General features: G+C 49.2%; 26 protein-coding genes. 25 read left to right on the top strand and 1 reads right to left on the bottom strand.

All coding sequences use genetic code 11. The features are described 5' to 3' along the window. Positions 1-40: 40 nt before the first annotated feature. The 4 genes from LHUE1_RS10950 (at position 41) to LHUE1_RS10935 (ending at position 7,298) form a co-directional block, all read left to right on the top strand. Complete coding sequence (locus LHUE1_RS10950) at positions 41-2,680, top strand: YfhO family protein (RefSeq protein WP_049172277.1); 2,640 nt, start codon at positions 41-43, stop codon at positions 2,678-2,680. 432 nt (positions 2,681-3,112) lie between these two features. Then, positions 3,113-3,943 carry a PRD domain-containing protein gene (locus LHUE1_RS10945; RefSeq protein ID WP_049172278.1) on the top strand — a complete coding sequence of 277 codons (831 nt, stop codon included), beginning with the start codon at positions 3,113-3,115 and terminating at the stop codon, positions 3,941-3,943. Positions 3,944-3,984: 41 nt separating this feature from the next. After that, positions 3,985-5,832 (top strand): beta-glucoside-specific PTS transporter subunit IIABC, encoded by a 1,848-nt coding sequence (locus LHUE1_RS10940; protein ID WP_049172280.1) that lies wholly within the window; start codon positions 3,985-3,987, stop codon positions 5,830-5,832. Between the two features lie 14 nt (positions 5,833-5,846). Further along, positions 5,847-7,298, top strand: a complete 1,452-nt coding sequence (locus LHUE1_RS10935; RefSeq protein WP_277848252.1) for a glycoside hydrolase family 1 protein — start codon at positions 5,847-5,849, stop codon at positions 7,296-7,298. Between the two features lie 313 nt (positions 7,299-7,611). Here LHUE1_RS10935 and LHUE1_RS10930 read toward each other — a convergent pair whose 3' ends face one another. Continuing rightward, positions 7,612-7,833, bottom strand: a complete 222-nt coding sequence (locus LHUE1_RS10930) for an LPXTG cell wall anchor domain-containing protein (protein ID WP_049172283.1) — start codon at positions 7,831-7,833, stop codon at positions 7,612-7,614. Here LHUE1_RS10930 and LHUE1_RS10925 point away from each other — a divergent pair. From LHUE1_RS10925 to LHUE1_RS10825, 21 genes are all read left to right on the top strand, one after another. Continuing rightward, positions 7,817-8,167, top strand: a complete 351-nt coding sequence (locus LHUE1_RS10925; protein ID WP_049172285.1) for a hypothetical protein — start codon at positions 7,817-7,819, stop codon at positions 8,165-8,167. The two genes, LHUE1_RS10930 and LHUE1_RS10925, sit on opposite strands and share 17 nt — an antisense overlap. Positions 8,168-8,320: 153 nt before the next feature. After that, positions 8,321-8,563 (top strand): hypothetical protein, encoded by a 243-nt coding sequence (locus tag LHUE1_RS10920; RefSeq protein WP_217774560.1) that lies wholly within the window; start codon positions 8,321-8,323, stop codon positions 8,561-8,563. A gap of 840 nt (positions 8,564-9,403) precedes the next feature. Continuing rightward, positions 9,404-9,613: a hypothetical protein gene (locus tag LHUE1_RS10915; protein ID WP_049172289.1), complete on the top strand. Its 210-nt coding sequence runs from the start codon at positions 9,404-9,406 to the stop codon at positions 9,611-9,613. Between the two features lie 141 nt (positions 9,614-9,754). Next, a complete protein-coding gene (locus LHUE1_RS10910) occupies positions 9,755-9,925 on the top strand; it encodes a hypothetical protein (RefSeq protein ID WP_217774562.1) in 171 nt (56 codons plus the stop codon). A gap of 861 nt (positions 9,926-10,786) precedes the next feature. Continuing rightward, positions 10,787-11,041 (top strand): hypothetical protein, encoded by a 255-nt coding sequence (locus LHUE1_RS10905; RefSeq protein WP_049172292.1) that lies wholly within the window; start codon positions 10,787-10,789, stop codon positions 11,039-11,041. A gap of 9 nt (positions 11,042-11,050) precedes the next feature. Next, positions 11,051-11,230, top strand: a complete 180-nt coding sequence (locus LHUE1_RS10900) for a hypothetical protein (RefSeq protein ID WP_049172295.1) — start codon at positions 11,051-11,053, stop codon at positions 11,228-11,230. Between the two features lie 492 nt (positions 11,231-11,722). Beyond that, positions 11,723-11,893, top strand: coding sequence for a hypothetical protein (locus LHUE1_RS10895; protein ID WP_217774564.1), 171 nt, complete (start codon positions 11,723-11,725; stop codon positions 11,891-11,893). A gap of 1,098 nt (positions 11,894-12,991) precedes the next feature. Continuing rightward, positions 12,992-13,138: a hypothetical protein gene (locus tag LHUE1_RS10890; RefSeq protein ID WP_217774565.1), complete on the top strand. Its 147-nt coding sequence runs from the start codon at positions 12,992-12,994 to the stop codon at positions 13,136-13,138. 435 nt (positions 13,139-13,573) lie between these two features. Beyond that, entirely contained in the window at positions 13,574-13,768 is a 195-nt protein-coding gene (locus tag LHUE1_RS10885; protein ID WP_049172297.1) for a hypothetical protein, read from the top strand. 540 nt (positions 13,769-14,308) lie between these two features. Then, a complete protein-coding gene (locus LHUE1_RS10880; protein ID WP_279280252.1) occupies positions 14,309-14,776 on the top strand; it encodes a hypothetical protein in 468 nt (155 codons plus the stop codon). A gap of 519 nt (positions 14,777-15,295) precedes the next feature. Next, complete coding sequence (locus LHUE1_RS10875) at positions 15,296-15,514, top strand: hypothetical protein (protein WP_049169579.1); 219 nt, start codon at positions 15,296-15,298, stop codon at positions 15,512-15,514. 618 nt (positions 15,515-16,132) lie between these two features. Beyond that, positions 16,133-16,303 (top strand): hypothetical protein, encoded by a 171-nt coding sequence (locus tag LHUE1_RS10870; RefSeq protein ID WP_217774568.1) that lies wholly within the window; start codon positions 16,133-16,135, stop codon positions 16,301-16,303. A gap of 135 nt (positions 16,304-16,438) precedes the next feature. Further along, entirely contained in the window at positions 16,439-16,630 is a 192-nt protein-coding gene (locus LHUE1_RS10865) for a hypothetical protein (RefSeq protein ID WP_049171004.1), read from the top strand. Between the two features lie 12 nt (positions 16,631-16,642). Further along, complete coding sequence (locus LHUE1_RS10860; RefSeq protein WP_152902754.1) at positions 16,643-16,987, top strand: hypothetical protein; 345 nt, start codon at positions 16,643-16,645, stop codon at positions 16,985-16,987. Between the two features lie 495 nt (positions 16,988-17,482). Beyond that, positions 17,483-17,935, top strand: a complete 453-nt coding sequence (locus LHUE1_RS10855; RefSeq protein WP_279280251.1) for a hypothetical protein — start codon at positions 17,483-17,485, stop codon at positions 17,933-17,935. A 285-nt stretch (positions 17,936-18,220) separates the two neighbouring features. Beyond that, a complete protein-coding gene (locus tag LHUE1_RS10850; protein ID WP_160312079.1) occupies positions 18,221-18,391 on the top strand; it encodes a hypothetical protein in 171 nt (56 codons plus the stop codon). Positions 18,392-18,730: 339 nt separating this feature from the next. After that, entirely contained in the window at positions 18,731-19,075 is a 345-nt protein-coding gene (locus LHUE1_RS10845; protein ID WP_217774570.1) for an MSCRAMM family adhesin SdrC, read from the top strand. 459 nt (positions 19,076-19,534) lie between these two features. Then, positions 19,535-19,753: a hypothetical protein gene (locus LHUE1_RS10840; protein ID WP_049169859.1), complete on the top strand. Its 219-nt coding sequence runs from the start codon at positions 19,535-19,537 to the stop codon at positions 19,751-19,753. 618 nt (positions 19,754-20,371) lie between these two features. Then, positions 20,372-20,572, top strand: a complete 201-nt coding sequence (locus tag LHUE1_RS10835; protein WP_279280250.1) for a hypothetical protein — start codon at positions 20,372-20,374, stop codon at positions 20,570-20,572. 27 nt (positions 20,573-20,599) lie between these two features. Then, on the top strand, positions 20,600-20,869 hold the full coding sequence (locus LHUE1_RS10830; RefSeq protein ID WP_217774571.1) for a hypothetical protein: 270 nt from the start codon (positions 20,600-20,602) through the stop codon (positions 20,867-20,869). A 12-nt stretch (positions 20,870-20,881) separates the two neighbouring features. Further along, on the top strand, positions 20,882-21,226 hold the full coding sequence (locus tag LHUE1_RS10825; RefSeq protein ID WP_217774572.1) for an MSCRAMM family adhesin SdrC: 345 nt from the start codon (positions 20,882-20,884) through the stop codon (positions 21,224-21,226). Positions 21,227-21,264 lie beyond the last annotated feature (38 nt).

Below are 21,264 nucleotides of genomic sequence, written 5' to 3'. Positions count from 1 at the left end.
ACGACTAACCGATTGCTTTTCAAAGGAGTCTTGCCCGGATATGTTGCATTTCAAAAAAGCCAAAACCTGGCCGCTACTGCTTGTGAGTTTTGCGCTGACCTTTATCATCAGTCTCTGCGTTTTTGCCGCTTTAAAAATGGCGCCATTTGGCTCATCGTCCATTCTCGCCAATGATTCGGCAGTGCAATACATCGACTTTTTTACTTATCTCAAACACGCGTTAGCAGGAACTGCAGGCAAGGCGTATTCCTTTTCGAACAGTCTTGGCGGCGGTATGTATGCTAACTGGACTTACTACTTACTGAGTCCGTTTAACCTGATCTTTGTTCTTGTATCACGGCATGCGTTGCCGGTTGCCATGTTGTTTGTGACGGCACTTAAATACAGTGCTGCAGCGGTGACGGCTCAGTGCTATGCCAGTCATCATGCCGGCGCCCGTTGGTACACGTTGGTCTTCAGTATCAGTTACGGCTTGTCTGGCTTTTTAGTGGCCAACTTTCTTAACATCATGTGGATGGACGGCGTAATTCTACTGCCATTAGTGGTCTTAGGCATTGATCGGCTGTTTGAAACGCATCGGATCATGCCGTACGTCTTGCCACTCAGTCTTAGTTTCATAACGAATTATTACATTGGTTTCATGATCGCAATTTTTGCGGTTTTATATTTCGGTTGGCGCTGGGCGATCCACCATCAAACTCACCTGCTCCGCAAAATCGGATTATTTGCTGGCGGTTCGTTACTAAGCGGTATGCTTGCGGCTGTGGTGTTAATTCCGACTTACTTTGCCTTAGCTGCTTCCCGGCTATCAAGTGCTGGCGCTGATTTTAGTGTGAAGGCACTTTATTCGCTGCTCGATCTGCCTTCCAAGTTCATCCCCGGGAGTTTTAATTTCGACCAACTTTCCAACGGCTTACCCAATCTTTACATGGGCATGATCGCGCTGCTGGGAGCGGTGTTCTACTTTTTAGCGGCATCTATCCCGGTTCGCGAACGACTCATCTCTGGCGGCTTGACCTTGCTTCTGATTCTGTCGATTTGGCTGAATCCGCTTGTGCTGATCTGGCAAGGCTTCCGGGCCCCAGTCTGGTATCTTTACCGCCATTCGTTCATCGTAATCTTCTGGCTGCTTGTGCTGAGTCTGCGTGGATTAGCCCATCTACCATCCGTCTCCCGCTTCCGCCTCGGTATGGCCAGCATTACGACGGCAGGCTGCCTACTGATCCCGACGATTCTAAGAATGGCCACCCACAAATACGTCACCGTGCTCAACCTCACCCTTGGCGGCGTCTTTTTGCTAGTTGCCGCACTCCTGCTTTATAGCATCCGCAGTCGGCTGCTACCGCAAAAATGGCTGGTCAGCGGCATCGTGGTCCTGCTTGTTTTAGACATGGGCACCAATGCATTCACGAGTCTAAAAGCGATTAGCTTCGTGCCTGCAGCAGACTTTACCGTCACCAGCAAGGTTCTCCAAGCCGGTTATGACGATGCTAAAAAACTCGGATCAGGCAGCTTTTACCGAATGAATGCCGATAGCCAACGCTCCATGGATGACCCGTATCAATATAATTTTAACGGCATCAGTACCTTTTCTTCGGTACTCAACACCAGCACCATCAACACCCTAACCAATGTGGGCGCGATCGGTTCTGCCGGACGTGTTAAAAACAACGACCTCACTTGGCCGCTGGAAAGTCTGCTGGGCGTCAAACAGCTATTGATCGTTAACACGCAAAGCAAGAAAACCGGGACAAAAGCTTATCAGCAAGTTGCCTCCCGAATTATTTCCAACCCGCGCTATGACTTATCGGCTTATAAGCTCGTGGGCCACAATGACTACTTCAATATTTACCAAAATCCCGATGCCCTGCCGGTAGCCACCCAGATTTACCGGAAAATCCCAACTCAGGTTCAGGCCAACCCAGTGCTGCAGCAAAATGCGTATTTTGAAACGCTGTCGCCTCAAGCCAACCAGACGATGCTGACAACCAGCGACTTTTCCGGCATCAGTGTCGACAATGTCAAGCCGCTCACGACCCTGACGAACGCTGTTGCGACCAAAGTCAATAAGAAAAACGCTGCTTCAATTACGTTAACGGTTAACCCCACCAGCGAACAGCAGTATCTAGTGATGGGCGAAAACATGCGCAAGAACATGGCGATCAGTATCAACAACATTCCGGTTAAAAATGACCCCGATACTGGCAGCAAAACAGTTTCAATGCCGATCAACAGCACCAAACCAACCACGATCACGTTGACGTTTAACCGTGGCCTCAATCAAATTGATCTCGATCACTTTGCGTTATACACGCTCAATCGAACCGCGTTTAAACAAACGATTGCCACGGCCAAGCAAAAAGCTCCGAAACAACGCATTCAAAATGGCCGAGTTACCCTGACAACCAAGGCAAACAACAGTGGTTATATCATGCTGACCATTCCTTACGAAAAAGGCTGGCAAGTTAATTCTAAGAACGTCACCTTGCAAAACTACCGCGGATTCATCGGCCTCAAAGTCCCCACTAGCCGTTCGACGTTCACCTTAACCTATCACACGCCTGGTATCACCCAAGGCTGGTGGCTGACCATCATCGGCGTTCTGGTGGCTATTGGTGTCACCGTCTACGAATATTGGCCGAGCAAACGACGACACTTGAAGCAGACAAAACGAATTTGATCGTCGTGAGTTCGCTTATCGAACAACGTAGAGGCTTTGCCTTTGCCTTGCTAGAAACGACTTCAATCTGATAAATCTAGCTATACCTAATTTAAATAAAAATAATAGCAACCCATGATTTTGTTCATTAATCCATGGGTTGCTATTTATTTTTAAATTAATAAGTAGTAAACAAACTAAAAAACATACAAAACTTTTGGTTTACATGGTTGCGTTTTCATCATTTGATTGCTAAAATGCAACTATCAACTGAATAAACAAGCGTATGTTACTGGTAATGCAGGCAAGACTTTGATCATCGTTTCGACATCAAACGATCTTCTTAATTTTGCCTGCATTTTTCTCGCTTCAAAAATTGGTCACCCCATTAACCACCAGCAAAGCCCCTCAGTTGTTAGGCTTAATGGCAAACTTCAAGAAAGGAGGAGTTGTGTGTTTCGCATCAAAAAGGTTCTCAACGTCAACGTGGTGCTTGCAGAACAAAACGGAGATGAATATATCGCTTTTGGTAAAGGCATCGGCTACCATCAAAAAGTCGGTGTCACCATCCCCGATACCGCGGTGTTCAAGAAGTTCATGCCACTAGATGACAGCCGCAAAAGCGAAATGATCCAGTCGCTTAATCGCATTCCCGCGGTTTACATCAGCATGACCTCACAGATTGTCACTTATGCCGAAGAAAAACTGCAGGCTTCCCTGCTCCCCAGCATTTATTACGCCTTAACGGATCATCTTCATTTCTCGGTTCAGCGCTACCACGCCCAACAGGCATTGGGTAATCGGATTTACTGGGAGATGAAGACCTACTACCCTGACATTTTTACCATTGGCGAATACGGCTTAACCGTTGTGCGCGATACCTTAGAAGTCACATTACCTAAGGAAGAAGCCGCCAATATCGCTTTTCATATTATTAATGCCACACCGGCTGCGACCGCCAAAGCCAATGTTTTGGAAGTCACCCAACTCGTTGACAACGTCCTGCAAGCCGTTCGCGCGCTCACTGGCGGCACCATTGCGACCACCAGCCTGCACTATGAGCGGTTCGTCACCCACATGAAATTCTTCGCCGAACGCTATCTGAGCAACACCATGCTGGAAGATGACGGCCAGTTACTGGTCAATGTGTACAGTCTGTACCCCGAAGCAGCCAAAATTGCCCTCAAAGTCGACAAAACAATCATGGCTATTTACAATAAACCGCCGACAAAAGAGGAACTGGCTTATCTCATTATTCACATCCACCGTGTGTTAATCGGTTAACCCATCGTCACGCACTCAAACAACCCACCAAGGAGGAACTAATGACTAACCATCCAAAAATCACCGATCGCATCATGCAGGCGGTCGGTGGCGTTGACAACATTAAAAGTCTCAGCCACTGCGCGACACGTTTGCGCTTTGTCTTAATCGATAAAACCAAGTTCAACACCCAACAGCTTGAACAGATTCCCGAAGTGTTAAGTGCCGTCAGCTCAGGCGACGAATCCCAAGTCGTCGTTGGCGCCAAAGTAACCCAGTACTATGCCGAAATCATGAAAAACTACGCCATTCGCGAAAACAATACCACTTCCAACCCTGCCGCGAGTTCCGAAAAGAATTTCCTAAAACGAGTCCTAAATGCCATTGTCAATATCATGGCGCCCATCATCACCGTTTTAATTGCCGGTGGTTTATTCAAGGTCGTCATTGCCATTATGGCGCTTTGCGGACTTGATCCCAAAAGCGTGCCTTATTTGACCTTGAGCTTCATGGCAGACGCTGCGTTTTATTTTCTCCCCTTCATGTTAGCTGTCAGTGCAGCCAAAAAATTCAACACCAACACTTATCTGGCCATGATGATGGCTGGTGTCCTGCTGCACCCTAACTTCACGGCAATGGTGGCAGCTGGCAAGCCCATTGCTTTGTTCGGCGCCCCAATTCGCCTTGCGTCATACGGCGGCAGTGTCATTCCGATCATTTTAATTGTGTGGTTCATGAGTTATGTCGAAAGGTTTGCGGAAAAAGTCGCCCCGGACATGATTAAAACGATGCTTAAGCCACTGTTGGTCGCCTTGATTACGGCACCGGTTGCCTTAATCGTCATTGGCCCGATCGGCAGCATGATGGGCGATGGCCTATACGCCGCCATCTCCGTGTTGAACCGACATGTTCCTTGGCTAGTGCCAACCCTCGTCGGTGCCTTCACACCTTTATTGGTCATGGTAGGCATGCATGTATCGCTGCTACCACTGGCTACCCTGTCAATCGGTCGATTCGGTTCCGAAACCATCATGGGCCCTGGCATGTTGGCCAGCAACATTGCCCAGGCTGGTGCTTCCGCGGCGATTGCCGTCCGTGAACGCAAAGCACGTGGGCGCCAGATTGCGTTGTCTGCTACGGTTACCGCCTTATCCGGCATTACCGAACCAGCACTTTACGGCGTGACGCTCAAGTACAAACGCGCTTTAGCCTGTGTTATCGTGTCTGGCGGTTTGGCAGGGCTGTTCGCCGGCATCAGCGGCCTTGTCCGTTATTCGTTTGGTTCGCCAGGCATTTTCACGTTACCGGTTTTCATTGGTGCCAACCCGGATAACTTCCGCAACGCCTTAATTACCGTGGCGATCGCTTTTGGTCTGACATTTATCACGACGTACTTTTTCGCAGTAGTACCCGATTCAACAGTCGCCACAACCGCTAAACCAACTACCCAACAATTTAAAAGCGTGGTTGCCGGCCGGATTGTTCCGCTTAGCCAGCTTGATGACGAGGTTTTCGCTTCCGGATCACTAGGTCACGGGGTGGCAATCGACCCCGAGGCTGACACCATTACGGCACCATGCGATGCTAAAGTGACCATGGTTTACCCAACCGGTCATGCCATGGGGCTAACAACTGCCAATGGTCAGGAAATTTTAATCCACATTGGCATCAACACCGTCAACCTCAAAGGCCGCGGCTTCAAGACTTTAGTGGAACACAATCAGGAAGTTAAAGCCGGTCAACCGCTGGTGCAGCTGGATTTGTCTTTGATTCGTCAAGAAGGGTTTGATCCAACCGTGATTGTCTTACTGATCAACACAGCTGCTCATCAGATTGACGTACACGACCAACCAACCGTCACTAACGAAGATGCTTTACTCACCCTTCGTCAACCAATGCCTGAGGCTTAAAAAGGAGCAAAAATATGACAGAAACTAATTTTCCAGAAGGTTTCCTATGGGGCGGTGCGACAGCTGCCAACCAACTTGAAGGCGCCTATGATGGGGATGGTAAAGGCCTTTCGACCAGCGATTTACTTTTAGGCGGCAGTGTCAACGTGCCGCGCAAAATCACCCGCACCGTCGATCCGCGAGCATTTTATCCAAGTCATGACGCGATCGATCACTTTCATCGGTTTAAAGAAGATATCGCGTTGTTTGCGGAAATGGGTTTCAAGGTCTATCGATTCTCGATTGCCTGGACCCGCATTTTCCCCACTGGGTTAGAAACCGAACCTAACGAAGCCGGCTTAGCCTTTTATGATCAGCTGATCGCCGAGCTGAAGCGACATGATATCGAACCATTAGTTACGATTTCGCATTTTGAGTCGCCGATTGGTCTGACCAAAGCCTTCAATGCATGGGCTTCGCGTGACATGATTGCCGCGTATACCCGTTTTGCTGAAACCATCATCACCCGCTACCATCACGATGTTCGCTACTGGCTGACTTTTAATGAGATCAACATGCTCACCCGACCAATGGGTGCTTACCTGGCTGGCGGCATGTACGTTGACGACTCGGACCGATTCATCAGTCCCGATACCGACTCCGAGCAGTTGCGCTTGCAGGCGCTCCACCACCAGTTTGTCGCTAGCGCCTTGGTGACCAAATTCGCCCACGAGCTGGATCCGCAGCTTCAAGTCGGTTGTATGCTTGCGTACCGAATGCTGTATCCGTACACCAGCCATCCGGATGACATCGCCATGGTTCAACGCGCCACTGAATTCAACAATTTTTATTGTGGCGATGTCCAAGTTAAAGGCCACTACCCTTATTTCGCCCGCCGCTACTGGCGCGATCATCATCTTCATATCGACATGGCACCGGAAGATGCAGCCACGCTTGCTGCAGGGACGGTTGATTTTTACACCTTCTCCTATTACCAATCCAGCACCATGACCTGCACAGGTGAAGGCGAAAAAACCGGCGGCAACTTCTTCAGCGGCGTCAAGAACCCTTATCTGGAACGCAGCGAATGGGGTTGGGAAATTGATCCCCGCGGCCTCAGAACCGCGCTCAATCAAATCTATGACCGCTACCAAGTGCCGTTAATGGTCGTCGAAAACGGTTTCGGCACCCGCGACCAACTCATTGAGCAAAATGGCGTCAAAACCGTCAATGATGATGCCAGAATCGCCTATCTCAAAGCACACATTCAAGCGATGGGTGCTGCGATCAGGGATGGCGTTGATCTCGTTGGCTATACGTCATGGGCACCGATTGACGTCATCTCAGCCAGCACCGGTGAAATGGCCAAGCGGTACGGTTATATCTATGTCGACAAACATGATGACGGCACCGGGACGTTAGCTAGGTACCGTAAGAAGTCGTTTTATTGGTATCAGCAAGTGATTCAGCATAATGGGCTTGTGTGAATTTTAAAGTGACCAAAAACCACCTGTAGACGCTTTTGAAGCTGCAGGTGGTTTTTATATATCATAATATTCAGTACTTATTCAGCAGCTAGCCACGTAAGCAAAAGCTAGTTTTGCTTGTGAGAGGTCTAAATAGCCGACGAATGACCATTTTGGCGCCGATATGCAGCCGCCATGCAATGGTCACAGCATCAAAAAAATACGGATAGATCATCAAATGACCTACCCGTATTTCTTAACAGCAACGAGAGTTCGAAAACCTAGCCATCTTCAGATTCATTCAAACGTCTTCGTCTGAGTGTCTTTCAGATAGCTATCTTGCTCCATCATGCCGTTTCTTCTTCTTCAACGCCATCAATGCCGTGAGGGTCAAGAGCAGCATGCCGATTGAGGCGACTGAACTTGAACCTGCATCATCGCTGGTTTGCGGTAATTGCTTATGCATGCTTGGGTTATAAGCGCCGGAAACGCTGGTGCTCATACTACCGCTTGTGCTTAAGCTGCCAGAGGTTGATGTGTTGGCGCTTGAACTCATACTCTCACTTCCGCTTGCACTCGAACTGTTGGAAGTTGAAGTACCTGAATTCGAGGCACTCGCAGAAGCTGAAGCACTGGAATTAGAAGCACTGGTACTCTGGCTCTCGCTTGCGCTGACACTTTCAGAAGTCGAAGTGCTTGCACTCGTTGAACCACTAGTTGACGGCAACTGCCGATGCGACTCAGATTCACTGACGGATGCCGAGACGCTTTGCTCAGCTGACGTCGAGCTTGACTCAGAAGCCGATTGCGATGCAGATACAGATTCCGATGTCGATGCTGAACGTGATGCCGGTGCCGTTGAAATGCTTGTTGAGATCGAAGCACTTTGACTCGTCGAGCTGCTCGTTGAATCAGATGCCGAAGTCTGCTGCGACTCACTCGTAGAAGTACTTACCGATTCGCTAATCGAATAACTTGTTGACTGTGACGCTGAGTGACTATCCGATTCACTTGCGGATGTTGACTTGGAATCATGCGCCGACTTGCTATTAGAAGTTGATTGCGAAGCACTAGTAGACTCCTTGGTTGAATCAGACTGCGAAGTGCTTGTTGAGGTACTTGCAGAAACTGATGCCGAAGTCCGTTGCGATTCGCTGCCGGTTGTCGAATTAGAAGCACTCTTGGATCGGCTGTCGGAAGCAGAGGTTGATCCGCTGGTTGACACGCTTGCTGATGTTGAAGTTGAAGCAGCTTGCGATTCACTGGTCGAAGTCGATTCAGAATAGCTCGTTGAAGCACTGGCTGATGCCGTTGCACTATTTTCAGCAGATTCACTTGCTGAAGTCGATGCAGAATGCTCTTGCGATTCACTGGTCGAGGTCGATACGGAAGCACTTGTCGACTTGGAAGGATTCGGCAGACTCGAAGCAGACTCAGACTTGCTTGTTGAGGTTGAAGTCGATGCCTCCTTTGAGCTGCTGGTCGATTCACTTGCCGAACGGCTGCTGGATTCACTTGCGGATGTCGATTCCGACTCGGTTGTTGACTGATCATGTGCAGCGGATGTTGAAGCACTCGCTGACGCACTGGTCGACTCAGAAGCACTCGTGCTGGTTGAATCACTGGCAGAAATCGACTCGGCATCTTGAGCAGAAGCACTCATTGATGTGGATGCCGATGCACTCGTTGATTCACTGGTGGATGTTGACGTGCTATCGCTGCTTGACTCGTGACTGGATTCAGATTGTGAATCCCGCTTTGAATCACTCATCGAGGCTGATGTTGAAGCACGCTTTGATTCGCTCGTGGAAGTCGATGCCGATGCCTGCTTGGACTGACTAGCAGATTGTGATGCCGATGACTGCGAGGCAATTTGATCAGAAGTCGATGCAGAAGCACTCGTTGATTCACTTGCTGAAGTGGATGCCGACGTGCTGGTTGACGTATACGACGACTCAGAGGTTGACGCATTCGTCGAAGCACTGACTGACAGGCTCTCGGAAGCACTGGTCGAGGTACTCTCGGAAGTGCTCTGAGAAAGGCTTTCTGATGCTGATGCCGAAGCCGCATTTTGAGCAGATTCACTGGTAGATGCGGATGTCGAAGCACTAACCGAAGCACTGGCCATGGCCGATCCAGACTGGCTATCCGAAGTCGACGCGGATTCAGACTTAATGGTGCTGGTTGAAGCACTGTCAGAACTCGATTGTGAAGCCTGTCTGGATTCACTTGTCGACGTCGATGCCGACTTAACCGTTGAATCACTGGCCGAAGTCGATGCAGAAGCCTGTTGCGAATCACTCATGGAAACAGATGCTGAGTCTTCTGCTGATTGACTTGCAGAAGCCGAAGCAGAATCGCTGGTCGATACGCTCGCTGATGCCGAGGTAGCATCTCGTTGTGATTCACTAATCGAACCAGATGTCGAGAAGCTCGTCGATTCACTCGCCGATTGTGATGTACTCGTGCTCTTCGACGTGCTTGCTGAAACAGATTCAGACGTACGTTTGGAAGCACTGGTTGACATCGAGGTTGAAGCACTGGTTGACTTCTCAGGATCCGTCGAACCTGAATTCGAAGTTGACTCACTTTGCGATGTCGAGATTGAGGCGCTACCGGACAGACTAGCCGATGTTGAAGTTGACTGACTATCCGATTGACTAGCCGATGCAGAAGCTGCACCAGTCTTTGATCCGGCCTCTGAACTAGACTGAGAAGCACTCGCGGACTCACTTGTGGAGGTTGACTGGCTGTCGCTTTCCGACCCGCTTACAGATGCGGATGTTGAATGACGTCCAGACTCACTCGTCGACGTGGATGCCGATGCATGCTGCGATTCACTTGTTGATGTTGACACGCTTGTGCTGGTCGAGTTCTTCGAAGAATCAGATTGTGAAACCTGACCCGATGCGCTTGTCGAGGCTGAGGTCGAAGCACTTGTTGAAATGCTTGCTTGTCCAGACTCTGACTGACGCTTGGAGGAGCTTGCCGAAGCGGAATCCGATGTACTCAATGACTGACTCATCGAAGTAGACGTTGAAGCCTGTTGCGATCTGCTTGTCGATTCTGATTCAGATTGATGGGTCGATTCATATTGTGAACGACTGGTTGAATCTGAATTCGAAACACTGGCTGATGCTGAGGTTGAAGCGCTCTTCGATTTGCTTGTCGAAGTACTGATGGATTCACTTGTGGAATCGGAATGAGAAAGCGAACTCTGATCAGATTGACTTGTCGAAGCAGATGTCGAGGCACTTACCGATGCGCTGTCATCCTTTGATTCAGAACGACTGGTTGATGTCGAAGCAGATTCTGACGTTGAGGTACTGGTTGAAGCACTGTTAGAACTTGACTGTGAAGCATGCCGCGATTCGCTCGTTGAAGTCGAAGCCGATTTAGTTGTTGACTGACTTGCGGAGGCAGACGCTGATGCATGCTCGGACTCACTTGTTGAAGTTGAAGCCGAAGCACTCGTTGACTCTGTCGTTGAAGTCGATGTCGAACCGCTAATGGATAGACTTGCTGAGGTAGATGCAGATGCCTCCTTCGATTCACTGGTAGATGTCGACTTCTCTGCACTGTTCGATGCACTTGCAGAATCAGATGTCGAAACGCTAGTCGAATCACTGGCTGATGCCGAAGCAGAACCATGTTGTGACTCACTTGTCGAAACGGATTCAGAGAAGCTGGTTGATCCGCTCGTTGAAGTTGATGCGCTCATACTCTCGGATGTGCTTGCTGAAGTTGATGCAGAGGTACGTTGAGATTCACTTGTGGAAGTGGATTCCGATGCACTGGCTGACTGGCTAGGATTAGAGGAGTCAGACGTTGACTGCTTGGAACTTTGCGAAACCGAAACCGATGCACTGATCGATTCACTTGCTGAGGTTGAATTCGACTGGCTAGTAGAAGTGCTTGCTGATGCCGACTCAGATTCAGTCTTAGAACCTTGATCAGATGTCGATGTCGATGCCCGCTTAGACTCGCTAATCGACTGCGATGCGCTCTGACTCTCCGACTTGCTGCTTGAATCAGACTTAGAAGTCTTCTCTGACTGACTCGTCGAAGTAGAAGTCGAAACACTGATCGAGCCGCTGGTTGAAGCCGAATCGCTGTTGTGTCTAGATTCACTCGCTGAAGTGGAAGCAGACCCATTAGCAGATTCGCTTGTTGAAGTCGAACTCGAAGCACTTTGCGATTCACTGGTGGATTGCGAGGCGCTATTACTGTTCGAATCATGTGACGACTTCGATTCAGAATTATGCTCAGATTCACTTGTTGAAGTGGATGTTGATGCAGTGTCTGAATCGTGGCGATCCTGAGACTCGGACTGCTGCTTGGATTCACTGACAGATGCTGACTTCGAAGTGCTGAGTGACTGACTGGTTGAGCCAGACATTGAAGCACTCTGCGATTCGTGAGTTGAATCAGATGCCGATTGACGCTTGGAATCAGACGTCGATTGGCTCTTAGAAGAACTCGTGGACGTTGAAGCTGATTCACTCGTAGACGTGCTGGTTGAATCAGACTTAGAAGCACTTATCGATTCAGAACCAGAGTTGCGTTTAGATTCACTTCTTGATGTCGAAGCGGACGCGCTCTTTGATTCCTCATGAGATGTTGAAGTTGAATCAGATCGTGATGTGCTTGCGGATGCAGATTCAGAACCACGCTTAGATTCACTCTTCGAATCAGATTCAGAGGCGTGCTTGGATTCACTGGTTGAAGTCGAAGCAGATTGACTAGCAGAAGTGCTGGTCGATTCAGATTGACTCGAATCACTACCACTTGCCATTGACTTACTCGTGGAAATGGAAGCCGAATCACTAGCCGAATCGGACTTAGAAGCCCGAACCGATTCACTAGTCGAAGTTGAGATCGAAGTACTCTTAGAATCGCTTGCCGATGCACTTGCTGACTGACGATCAGAAACGCTCGTTGAGCCAGATTGTGATGCCTGCTGCGATTCACTCGTTGAGGTACTGGTTGAATCGTGGTCGGAAGCACTCGCTGATGACGATGCTGACGTACTCTCCGATTGACTAGTGGATACCGACTTCGAAGCACTATTCGACTCGCTTAACGACGTAGAAGCAGAACCGCTGGTGGATGCACTTGCAGAAGTTGATGCAGAGGCATCTTTAGAGGTGCTGTTCGGAGTCGACTCACTTGCTGACGTCGAAGCCGATTGACTTGTTGATACACTTACCGAAACAGATGTCGATGCGCGGTCAGAGTCACTGATCGAAGCAGATGTGGAAGCACTCATCGACTCGCTGGTAATTGATGAACCAGAGTTGCTCTTAGATTTAGAAGCAGAATTCGATTGCGATTCGTGCTGCGACTCACTCTTAGAAACGGATTGAGATTCGCTAATTGAATGACTCGTAGATGTTGAAACTGAACCGCTATCCGATTTACTTGCTGACTCGGAGCTTGACTGAGTCGCTGACTTGGATTTCGACGTTGACTCAGACCGACTACCAGAGACGGATTCGGACTTGCTCTCAGAGGATTGACTCTGTGAGGTCGATTCGGATTGACTCTTCGATGTTGAATCTGACTGGCTGGTCGATGTCTGCTTGGATTCACTGTAAGATTTCGAGGTTGAATCTGAGTGCGAGGTACTTACCGAATTCGATTCAGAGTGACGCGTTGACGTACTGTCCGACTCGGATGTTGAAGCACTGGTCGATTCGCGCTTAGAAGTTGATGTGGAATCTGACTTCGAAGTGCTCGTTGATGCTGACTCGGAATTCTGCTTCGATTCACTAGTCGAATTTGACTTCGAATGGCTATCCGCTTCACTGTCCGAAGTTGAAGCAGACTGGCTAGTCGAGGTGCTTACCGATGTGGACTGACTAGCGGTGCTTTCGCTGCCAGCACCCTTGCTTTCGGAAATCGAGGCCGAGTCACTAGCCGAATCAGACTTAGATGCCTGATCAGACTGGCTCGTTGACGCTGACTTCGATGCACTGGTGGAATCATTAGCCGATGCGGAAGCAGAATCATGTTCGGAGTCACTCGTTGAGGCCGAGCGTGAATCACGTTCAGAAGCACTAGTGGAAGCTGCTTTCGAATCCTGACTTGATTCACTGGCTGATTGCGATTCAGAAGTGCTGGTTGAAGTACTCATGGAACCAGAAGTCGAAGCATGATCAGACGTGCTGGTTGAAGCTGACTTCGAGCCACTGTCAGATAAGCTGGCTGAAGCTGATTGTGAACGTTCCTTAGAGATGCTTCCTGAACCTTGATTTGATCGACTAGTCGATTCACTTTGCGAAGTTGAAATTGACTTGCTTGTCGAAGTGCTTGCCGACGTTGAAGCCGAAGCTGCGCCAGTTGTGCTCTTGGAAGCAGATGTCGATGCACTTACCGATTCACTGGTATGTGCCGAAGCACTTGTTGAAATTGACTCCGAAACTGAATCGGAAGCTGAGCCATTATCTGACTTGTGCTTAGAAGTTGATTGCGACTCACTCTTGGACTGACTTGTGGACGTTGAAACTGACTGACTAGCCGACTTGCTTGCCGAATCAGAGCTTGAGTGAATCTCTGACTTGGACTTCGAAGTCGATTCGGAGTGACTGGTCGAGGTTGAATCTGATTGACTCGTTGAAGTCTGATTAGACTCGCTGTAAGACTTCGAGGTTGAATCGGATTGCGATGTACTTACCGAATTCGATTCAGAGTGACGTGTTGACGTACTGTCTGACTCGGATACTGAAGCACTGGTCGATTCGCGCTTAGAAGTTGATGTGGAATCCGACTTGGAAGTGCTTGTTGAAGCTGACTCAGAATTCCGCTTCGATTCGCTCTTAGAAGCAGATGTCGAAGCTTGCTTTGATTCACTCGTTGAAGTCGACGTTGATTGACTAGCCGATGTGCTGGTCGATTCAGATTGACTCGAATCACTGCCACTCTCCATTGACCGCCTGGTTGACTTCGAAGCCGAGGTGCTAGCCGAATCAGACTTGGAAGCCTGATCGGAACGGCTAGTTGAATCTGACTTGGAAGTGCTGGTCGAGTCTTTGGCTGAGGCAGAAGCTGAATTGCGCTCAGAGTCACTTGTCGAAGCCGACTGTGATGTCCGCGCTGACTCGCTGGTCGAAGCACTTTGTGAGTCATGCTTGGAAGCACTCGCTGAGTTCGAAGCTGACGTACTCTCCGAAATACTCATTGATGTGGATGCCGAAGCATGGTCTGAAGCACTCGTGGAAGCTGAATCAGAGGTGCTGGTCGATAGACTTGCTGAAGTGGACTCGGAACTATCTTTGCTGGTGCTACCGGAGCCTTCCTTCGACCGACTCGTTGACTCGCTTGTCGACTGCGATTGCGACTTACTCGTGGACGCCGAAGCTGAGGCTGAAGTTGAAGCCTGTTCAGACTCGCTAGTTGACGTTGAATTCGATTCACTGACAGAAGCACTCGCGTTGTTAGAAGTTGACTGCTTTTCAGAAGTTGAAGTTGACGTCGATACCGAGTTTTGCTTGGAATAACTGTTCGAAGTCGATTGTGATTCACTCATCGACTGACTGGTAGAAGTTGAAGTAGATTGATTGGCCGAATTACTTGCCGATTCAGAACTTGACTGGGTCGCTGACTTGGACTTCGAAGTTGATTCAGACTGACTGCCGGAGACGGATTCAGACTTACTCTCAGAAGCTTGGCTTTGTGAGGTTGATTCGGATTGACTCTTGGAAGTTGAATCTGACTGGCTTGTGGAGGTCTGCTTGGATTCACTGTACGACTTCGAGGTTGAATCAGAGTGCGATGTGCTTACCGAATTCGATTCAGAGTGACACGTTGACGTACTGTCTGATTCGGACGTGGAAGCACTGGTCGACTCACGCTTAGAAGTTGATGTGGAATCCGACTTCGAAGTGCTTGTGGAAGCTGACGTTGACGCCTGCCTCGATTCGCTAGTGGATGTCGACTTAGAGTTCTTGTTCTCCTCACTGTCTGAAGTTGAAGCTGATTGACTGGTCGAGGTACTTACCGACGTGGACTGACTAGCGGTGCTTTCACTGCCAGCACCCTTGCTTTCGGAAATCGAGGCCGAGTCGCTAGCCGAATCAGACTTGGATGCCCGATCTGACTGGCTCGTTGATGCTGACTTGGAAACATTCGTTGAATCACTCGCCGATACCGATGCCGAATTGCGTTCGGAATCACTCGTTGAAGCTGATTGCGAATCGCGTTCAGAAGCACTAGTGGAAGCTGCTTTTGAATCCTGACTTGACTCACTGGCTGATCGTGATTCAGAAGTGTTGGTTGAAGTACTCAAGGAACCTGAAGTCGAAGCATGATCAGACGTGCTGGTTGAAGCTGACTTGGAGCTGCTGTCAGACAGGCTGGCTGAAGCTGATTGTGAGCGTTCCTTAGAGATGCTTTCTGAACTTTGATTCGAGCGACTTGCTGATTCGCTCTGTGAGTTTGAAATTGACTTGCTTGTAGAATCACTCGCCGACGTTGAAGCCGAATCTGCGCCAGTCGTACTCTTGGAAGCCGATGTCGAGGCACTTACTGATTCACTGGTATGTGCCGAAGCGCTTGTTGAAATTGACTCCGAAACTGAATCGGAAGCCGAGCCATTATCTGACTTGTGCTTAGAAGTTGATTGCGACTCACTCTTAGACTGACTTGTGGACATTGAAGCTGACTGACTAGCCGACTTGCTTGCCGAATCAGAACTTGAATGAATTTCCGACTGGGACTTCGAAGTCGATTCAGAGTGACTGGTCGATGTTGAACCCGATTGACTTGTAGACGTCTGGTTGGACTCGCTGTACGACTTCGAGGTTGAATCGGATTGTGATGTGCTTACTGAATTCGATTCAGAGTGACGCATTGATGTGCTATCTGCTTCAGATGCTGAAGCGCTGGTCGACTCGCGCTTAGAAGTTGATGTGGAATCCGACTTCGAGGTGCTTGTGGAAGCTGACACTGACGCCTGCTTCGATTCGCTAGTGGATGTCGACTTGGAGTTCTTGTTCTCTTCACTGTCTGAAGTTGAAGCAGATTGACTGGTCGAGGTACTTACCGACGTGGATTGACTAGCCGTGCTTTCACTGCCAGCGCCCTTGCTTTCGGAAGTCGAGGTCGAATCGCTAGCCGAATCAGACTTGGATGCCCGATCAGACTGACTGGTTGACGCTGACTTGGAAGCATTCGTTGAATCACTTGCCGATACTGATGCCGAATTGTGTTCGGAATCACTCGTCGAAGCCGACTGTGATGTCCGCGCTGATTCACTGGTCGAAGCACTTTGTGAGTCATGCTTGGCATTACTTGCTGAGTTCGAAGCTGAAGTGCTCTCCGAAATACTCATTGATGTGGATGCCGAAGCATGATTTGAAGCACTCGTGGAAGCTGAATCAGAGGTGCTGGTTGACAGACTTGCCGAAGTGGATTCAGAAGTATCCTTGCTGGTGCTGCCAGAGCCCTCCTTTGACCGACTGGTTGATTCACTGGTCGAATCTGACTGTGACTTACTCGTCGAGGTCGAAGCTGATGCGGAAGTTGACGCCTGTTCGGACTCGCTCGTCGAAGTCGAGTTCGATTCGCTGGCTGAAGCGCTCTTATTGTCAGAAGTTGACTGCTCCTCAGACGCTGAATTCGAGGCCGATACCGAGTTTTGCTTGGAGCTACTGTTCCACCTCGACTTGGATTCACTGATAGACTGGCTGGTCGAAGTAGAAGTAGATTGATTGTTTGACTTACTTGCCGAATCAGAACTTGAGTGAATCTCTGACTTGGACTTCGAAGTCGATTCGGAGTGGCTCGTTGAGGTTGAACCGGACTGACTGGTAGACGTCTGCTTGGACTCACTGTATGACTTCGAGGTTGAATCAGATTGCGATGTGCTTACCGAATTCGATTCAGAATGACGTGTTGACGTACTATCCGACTCGGATGTTGAAGCACTGGTCGAGTCGCGCTTAGAAGTTGATGTGGAATCCGATTTCGAGGTGCTTGTTGAAACTGACGTTGAGGCCTGTTTCGATTCACTGGTCGAGTCTGACTTCGAGTGGCTATCCGCTTCACTGTCAGAAGTCGAAGCGGATTGACTGGTTGAGGTACTTACTGAAGTCGACTGACTAGCGGTGCTTTCACTGCCAGCACCCTTGCTCTCGGAAGTCGAGGTCGAATCGCTTGCCGAATCAGACTTGGATGCCCGATCAGACTGACTCGTTGACGCTGACTTGGAAGCATTTGTTGAATCACTTGCCGATACCGAAGCCGAATTGCGTTCGGAATCACTCGTCGATGCCGACTGTGATGTCCGCGTCGAAGCGCTTGTAGAAGCGTTCTGTGAATCATGCTTGGAAGCACTGGCTGAGTTCGAAGCTGACGTACTCTCCGAAATACTCATTGATGTGGATGCCGAAGCATGGTCTGAAGCACTCGTGGAAGCTGAATCAGAGGTGCTCGTCGATAGACTCGCCGAAGTGGATTCGGAAGTATCCTTGCTGGTGCTGCCGGAGCCTTCCTTTGACCGACTCGTTGATTCACTGGTCGACTGTGACCGTGATTTACTTGTCGATGTTGAAGCCGAGGCTGAAGTTGAAGCCTGTTCGGATTCGCTAGTAGACGTTGAATTCGACTCGCTGACCGAAGCATTCTTATTATCAGAAGTCGATTTCTCTTCAGAATAAGATGCCGAAGCTGATACAGAGTTTTGTGTGGAGTTACTATTCCAGCTCGACTTTGATTCACTGATAGACTGACTGGTCGAAGTCGAAGTAGATTGATTGTCTGACTTACTTGCCGAATCAGAACTTGAGTGAATCTCTGACTTGGACTTCGAAGTCGATTCGGAGTAACTCGTTGAGGTTGAATCTGATTGACTCGTTGAAGTCTGATTGGATTCACTGTACGACTTCGAGGTTGAATCAGATTGCGATGTGCTTACCGAATTCGATTCAGAATGACGCGTTGACGTGCTATCTGATTCGGATGTTGAAGCACTGGTCGATTCGCGCTTAGAAGTTGATGTGGAATCTGACTTTGAAGTGCTGGTCGAAACTGATTCAGAATTTTGCTCGGAAACACTCTTAGAAGTAGAAGTCGAGGCTTGCTTCGATTCACTCGTTGAAGTGGAGGTTGATTGACTAGTAGAAGTGCTGGTCGATTCAGAAGCACTTGCATCGCTGCCACTTTCCATTGATCGACTGGTTGACTTCGAAGCCGAGGTGCTGGCCGAATCAGACTTGGAAGCCTGATCAGACTGACTCGTTGATGCTGATTTCGATGCACTAGTAGAATCATTAGCCGATGTTGAGGTTGAATCGCGGTCAGAGTTACTGGTCGAAGCTGACTGTGATGTCCGCGCTGATTCACTGATCGAAGCACTCTGTGAATCATGCTTGGAAGCACTCGCCGACTGTGATGTTGACGTGCTCCCCGAAACACTCAGTGATGTGGATGTTGAAGCATGATCTGAAGCACTGGTGGAAGCTGAATCAGAGGTGCTGGTCGATAGACTTGCTGAAGTGGACTCGGAACTATCTTTGCTGGTGCTACCGGAGCCTTCTTTTGACCGACTGGTTGATTCACTCGTTGACTGTGACTGCGACTTACTCGTCGATGTTGAAGCTGATGCCGAAGTCGATGCCTGTTCGGACTCACTAGTCGATGTTGAATTCGATTCACTGACTGAGGCGTTATTGTCATCAGAAGTTGACTGCTTTTCAGAAGTTGAAGTCGATGCCGATGCTGAATTTTGTTCAGAATTGCTCGTCGAACTAGACTGCGACTCACTGGTCGAAGCCTTGGTAGAGGTCGAAGCTGATTGACTTGCTGACTTGCTTGCTGATTCAGAATTCGACTCGTTTGCCGATGCAGACGTTGAGGTTGATGCTGACTGACTGCCTGAGACAGATTCGGACCTGCTTTCAGAGGCTTGGCTCTGTGAAGTTGATTCAGAGTAACTGGTCGAGGTCGAGTCGGATTGACTGGTAGAAGTCTGTTTAGATTCGCTATACGACTTCGAGGTTGAATCTGATTGTGACGTGCTTACCGAATTCGACTCAGAATGACGTGTCGATGTACTGTCTGCTTCAGATACGGAAGCACTCGTTGATTCACGATTAGACGTTGACTTTGAATCAGACTTCGATTCGCTTGTTGAAGTTGACGCCGAAGCTTGCTTCGATTCGCTGGTTGAAGTTGATTTCGAGTTCTTGTTTTCTTCACTATCTGAAGTTGAAGCTGACTGACTGGTCGAGGTGCTTACTGAAGTCGACTGACTAGCCGTGCTTTCACTGCCAGCACCCTTGCTTTCGGAAGTCGAGGTCGAGTCGCTGGCCGAATCAGACTTGGAAGCCCGATCAGACTGGCTCGTTGAAGCTGACTTAGAAGCATTCGTTGAATCACTTGCCGATACTGATGCCGAATTGCGTTCGGAATCACTCGTTGAAGCTGAACGCGAATCGCGTTCGGATGCACTGGTGGAAGCTGCTTTCGAATCCTGACTTGACTCACTAGCCGACTGAGATTCAGAAGAGCTAGTCGAAGCACTCATGGAGCCAGAAGTTGGAGCATGATCAGACGTGCTGGTCGAAGCTGACTTCGAGCTACTGTCAGACAAGCTGGCTGAAGCTGATTGTGAGCGTTCCTTGGAGATACTTTCTGAGTTTTGATTCGAGCGACTGGCCGATTCGCTCCGTGAATTTGAAATTGACTTGCTTGTCGAATTGCTTGCCGACGTTGAAGCCGAAGCTGCGCCAGTTGTGCTCTTGGAAGCCGACGTCGAAGCACTTACCGATTCGCTAGCATGTTCTGATGCGCTAGTAGAAGTTGATTCAGAGGTTGAATCAGAAGCTGAACCGTTCTCTGAAGTGTGCTTAGAGGTTGATTGCGATTCACTCGTTGATTGACTAGTAGATGTCGATGCTGACTGGCTAGCCGACTTACTTGCCGAGTCAGAACTCGACTGGGTTCCTGACTTAGACTTCGAAGTAGAGTCTGAGTGGCTCGTTGAGGTTGAGTCTGATTGACTGGTAGACGTCTGCTTGGATTCACTATTAGACTTCGAAGCTGAATCGGATTGTGATGTGCTTACCGAATTCGATTCAGAGTGACGCGTTGACGTGCTGTCTGCTTCAGATGCGGAAGCACTAGTTGATTCACGCTTAGAAGTCGATGTGGAATCCGACTTCGAGGTACTTGTTGAAGCTGACGCTGACGCCTGCTTCGATTCGCTAGTGGATGTCGACTTAGAGTTCTTGTTCTCTTCACTGTCTGAAGTTGAAGCAGATTGGCTGGTCGAGGTGCTTACCGATGTGGATTGACTAGCAGTACTTTCACTGCCAGCACCCTTGCTCTCAGAAGTCGAGGTTGAGTCGCTAGCCGAATCAGACTTAGAAGCCCGATCAGACTGGCTCGTTGATGCTGACTTCGATGCACTCGTGGAATCGTTAGTCGATGTGGAAGCTGAATTGTGTTCAGAGTCACTGGTCGAGGCTGACTGTGAGGTCCGTGCTGATTCACTGGTAGAAGCACTTTGTGAGTCATGCTTGGAAGCACTGGCTGAGTTCGAAGCTGACGTACTCTCCGAAATACTCATTGATGTGGATGCCGAAGCATGATCTGAAGCACTAGTGGAAGCTGAATTAGAGGTGCTAGTCGATAGACTCGCCGAAGTGGATTCAGAAATATCCTTGCTGGTGCTGCCGGAGCCTTCTTTTGACCGACTGGTTGATTCACTCGTCGAATCTGCCTTCGATTTGCTTGTCGATGTCGAAGTTGAGGCTGACGTTGACGCCTGTTCGGATTCACTGGTCGATGTTGAGTTCGACTCACTGATCGATGCGTTATTGTCGTCAGAAGTCGACTTCTGTTCAGAAGTTGAAGCTGATGCCGATGCTGAGTTTCGCTCAGAATTGCTCGTCGAACTAGACTGCGACTCACTGGTCGAAGCCTTAGTTGACGTTGAAGCTGATTGACTTGCTGACTTGCTTGCCGAGTCAGAACTTGAATGAAT

This window comes from Lacticaseibacillus huelsenbergensis, from assembly GCF_029726355.1.
In the GTDB taxonomy this organism is placed as follows: domain Bacteria; phylum Bacillota; class Bacilli; order Lactobacillales; family Lactobacillaceae; genus Lacticaseibacillus; species Lacticaseibacillus casei.
The sequence above is the reverse complement of the archived record's forward strand: the minus strand, read 5'-3'. Positions and strand labels throughout refer to the sequence as shown.

Excerpts from the sequence above, each read along its gene's own strand:
- LHUE1_RS10940 (WP_049172280.1), top strand. The coding sequence starts at position 3,985 with ATGACTAACCATCCAAAAATCACCGATCGCATCATGCAGGCGGTCGGT.
- LHUE1_RS10905 (WP_049172292.1), top strand. The coding sequence starts at position 10,787 with ATGGATAGACTTGCTGAGGTAGATGCAGATGCCTCCTTCGATTCACTG.
- LHUE1_RS10935 (WP_277848252.1), top strand. The coding sequence starts at position 5,847 with ATGACAGAAACTAATTTTCCAGAAGGTTTCCTATGGGGCGGTGCGACA.
- LHUE1_RS10930 (WP_049172283.1), bottom strand. The coding sequence starts at position 7,833 with ATGAGTTCAAGCGCCAACACATCAACCTCTGGCAGCTTAAGCACAAGC.
- LHUE1_RS10950 (WP_049172277.1), top strand. The coding sequence starts at position 41 with ATGTTGCATTTCAAAAAAGCCAAAACCTGGCCGCTACTGCTTGTGAGT.
- LHUE1_RS10915 (WP_049172289.1), top strand. The coding sequence starts at position 9,404 with ATGGCCGATCCAGACTGGCTATCCGAAGTCGACGCGGATTCAGACTTA.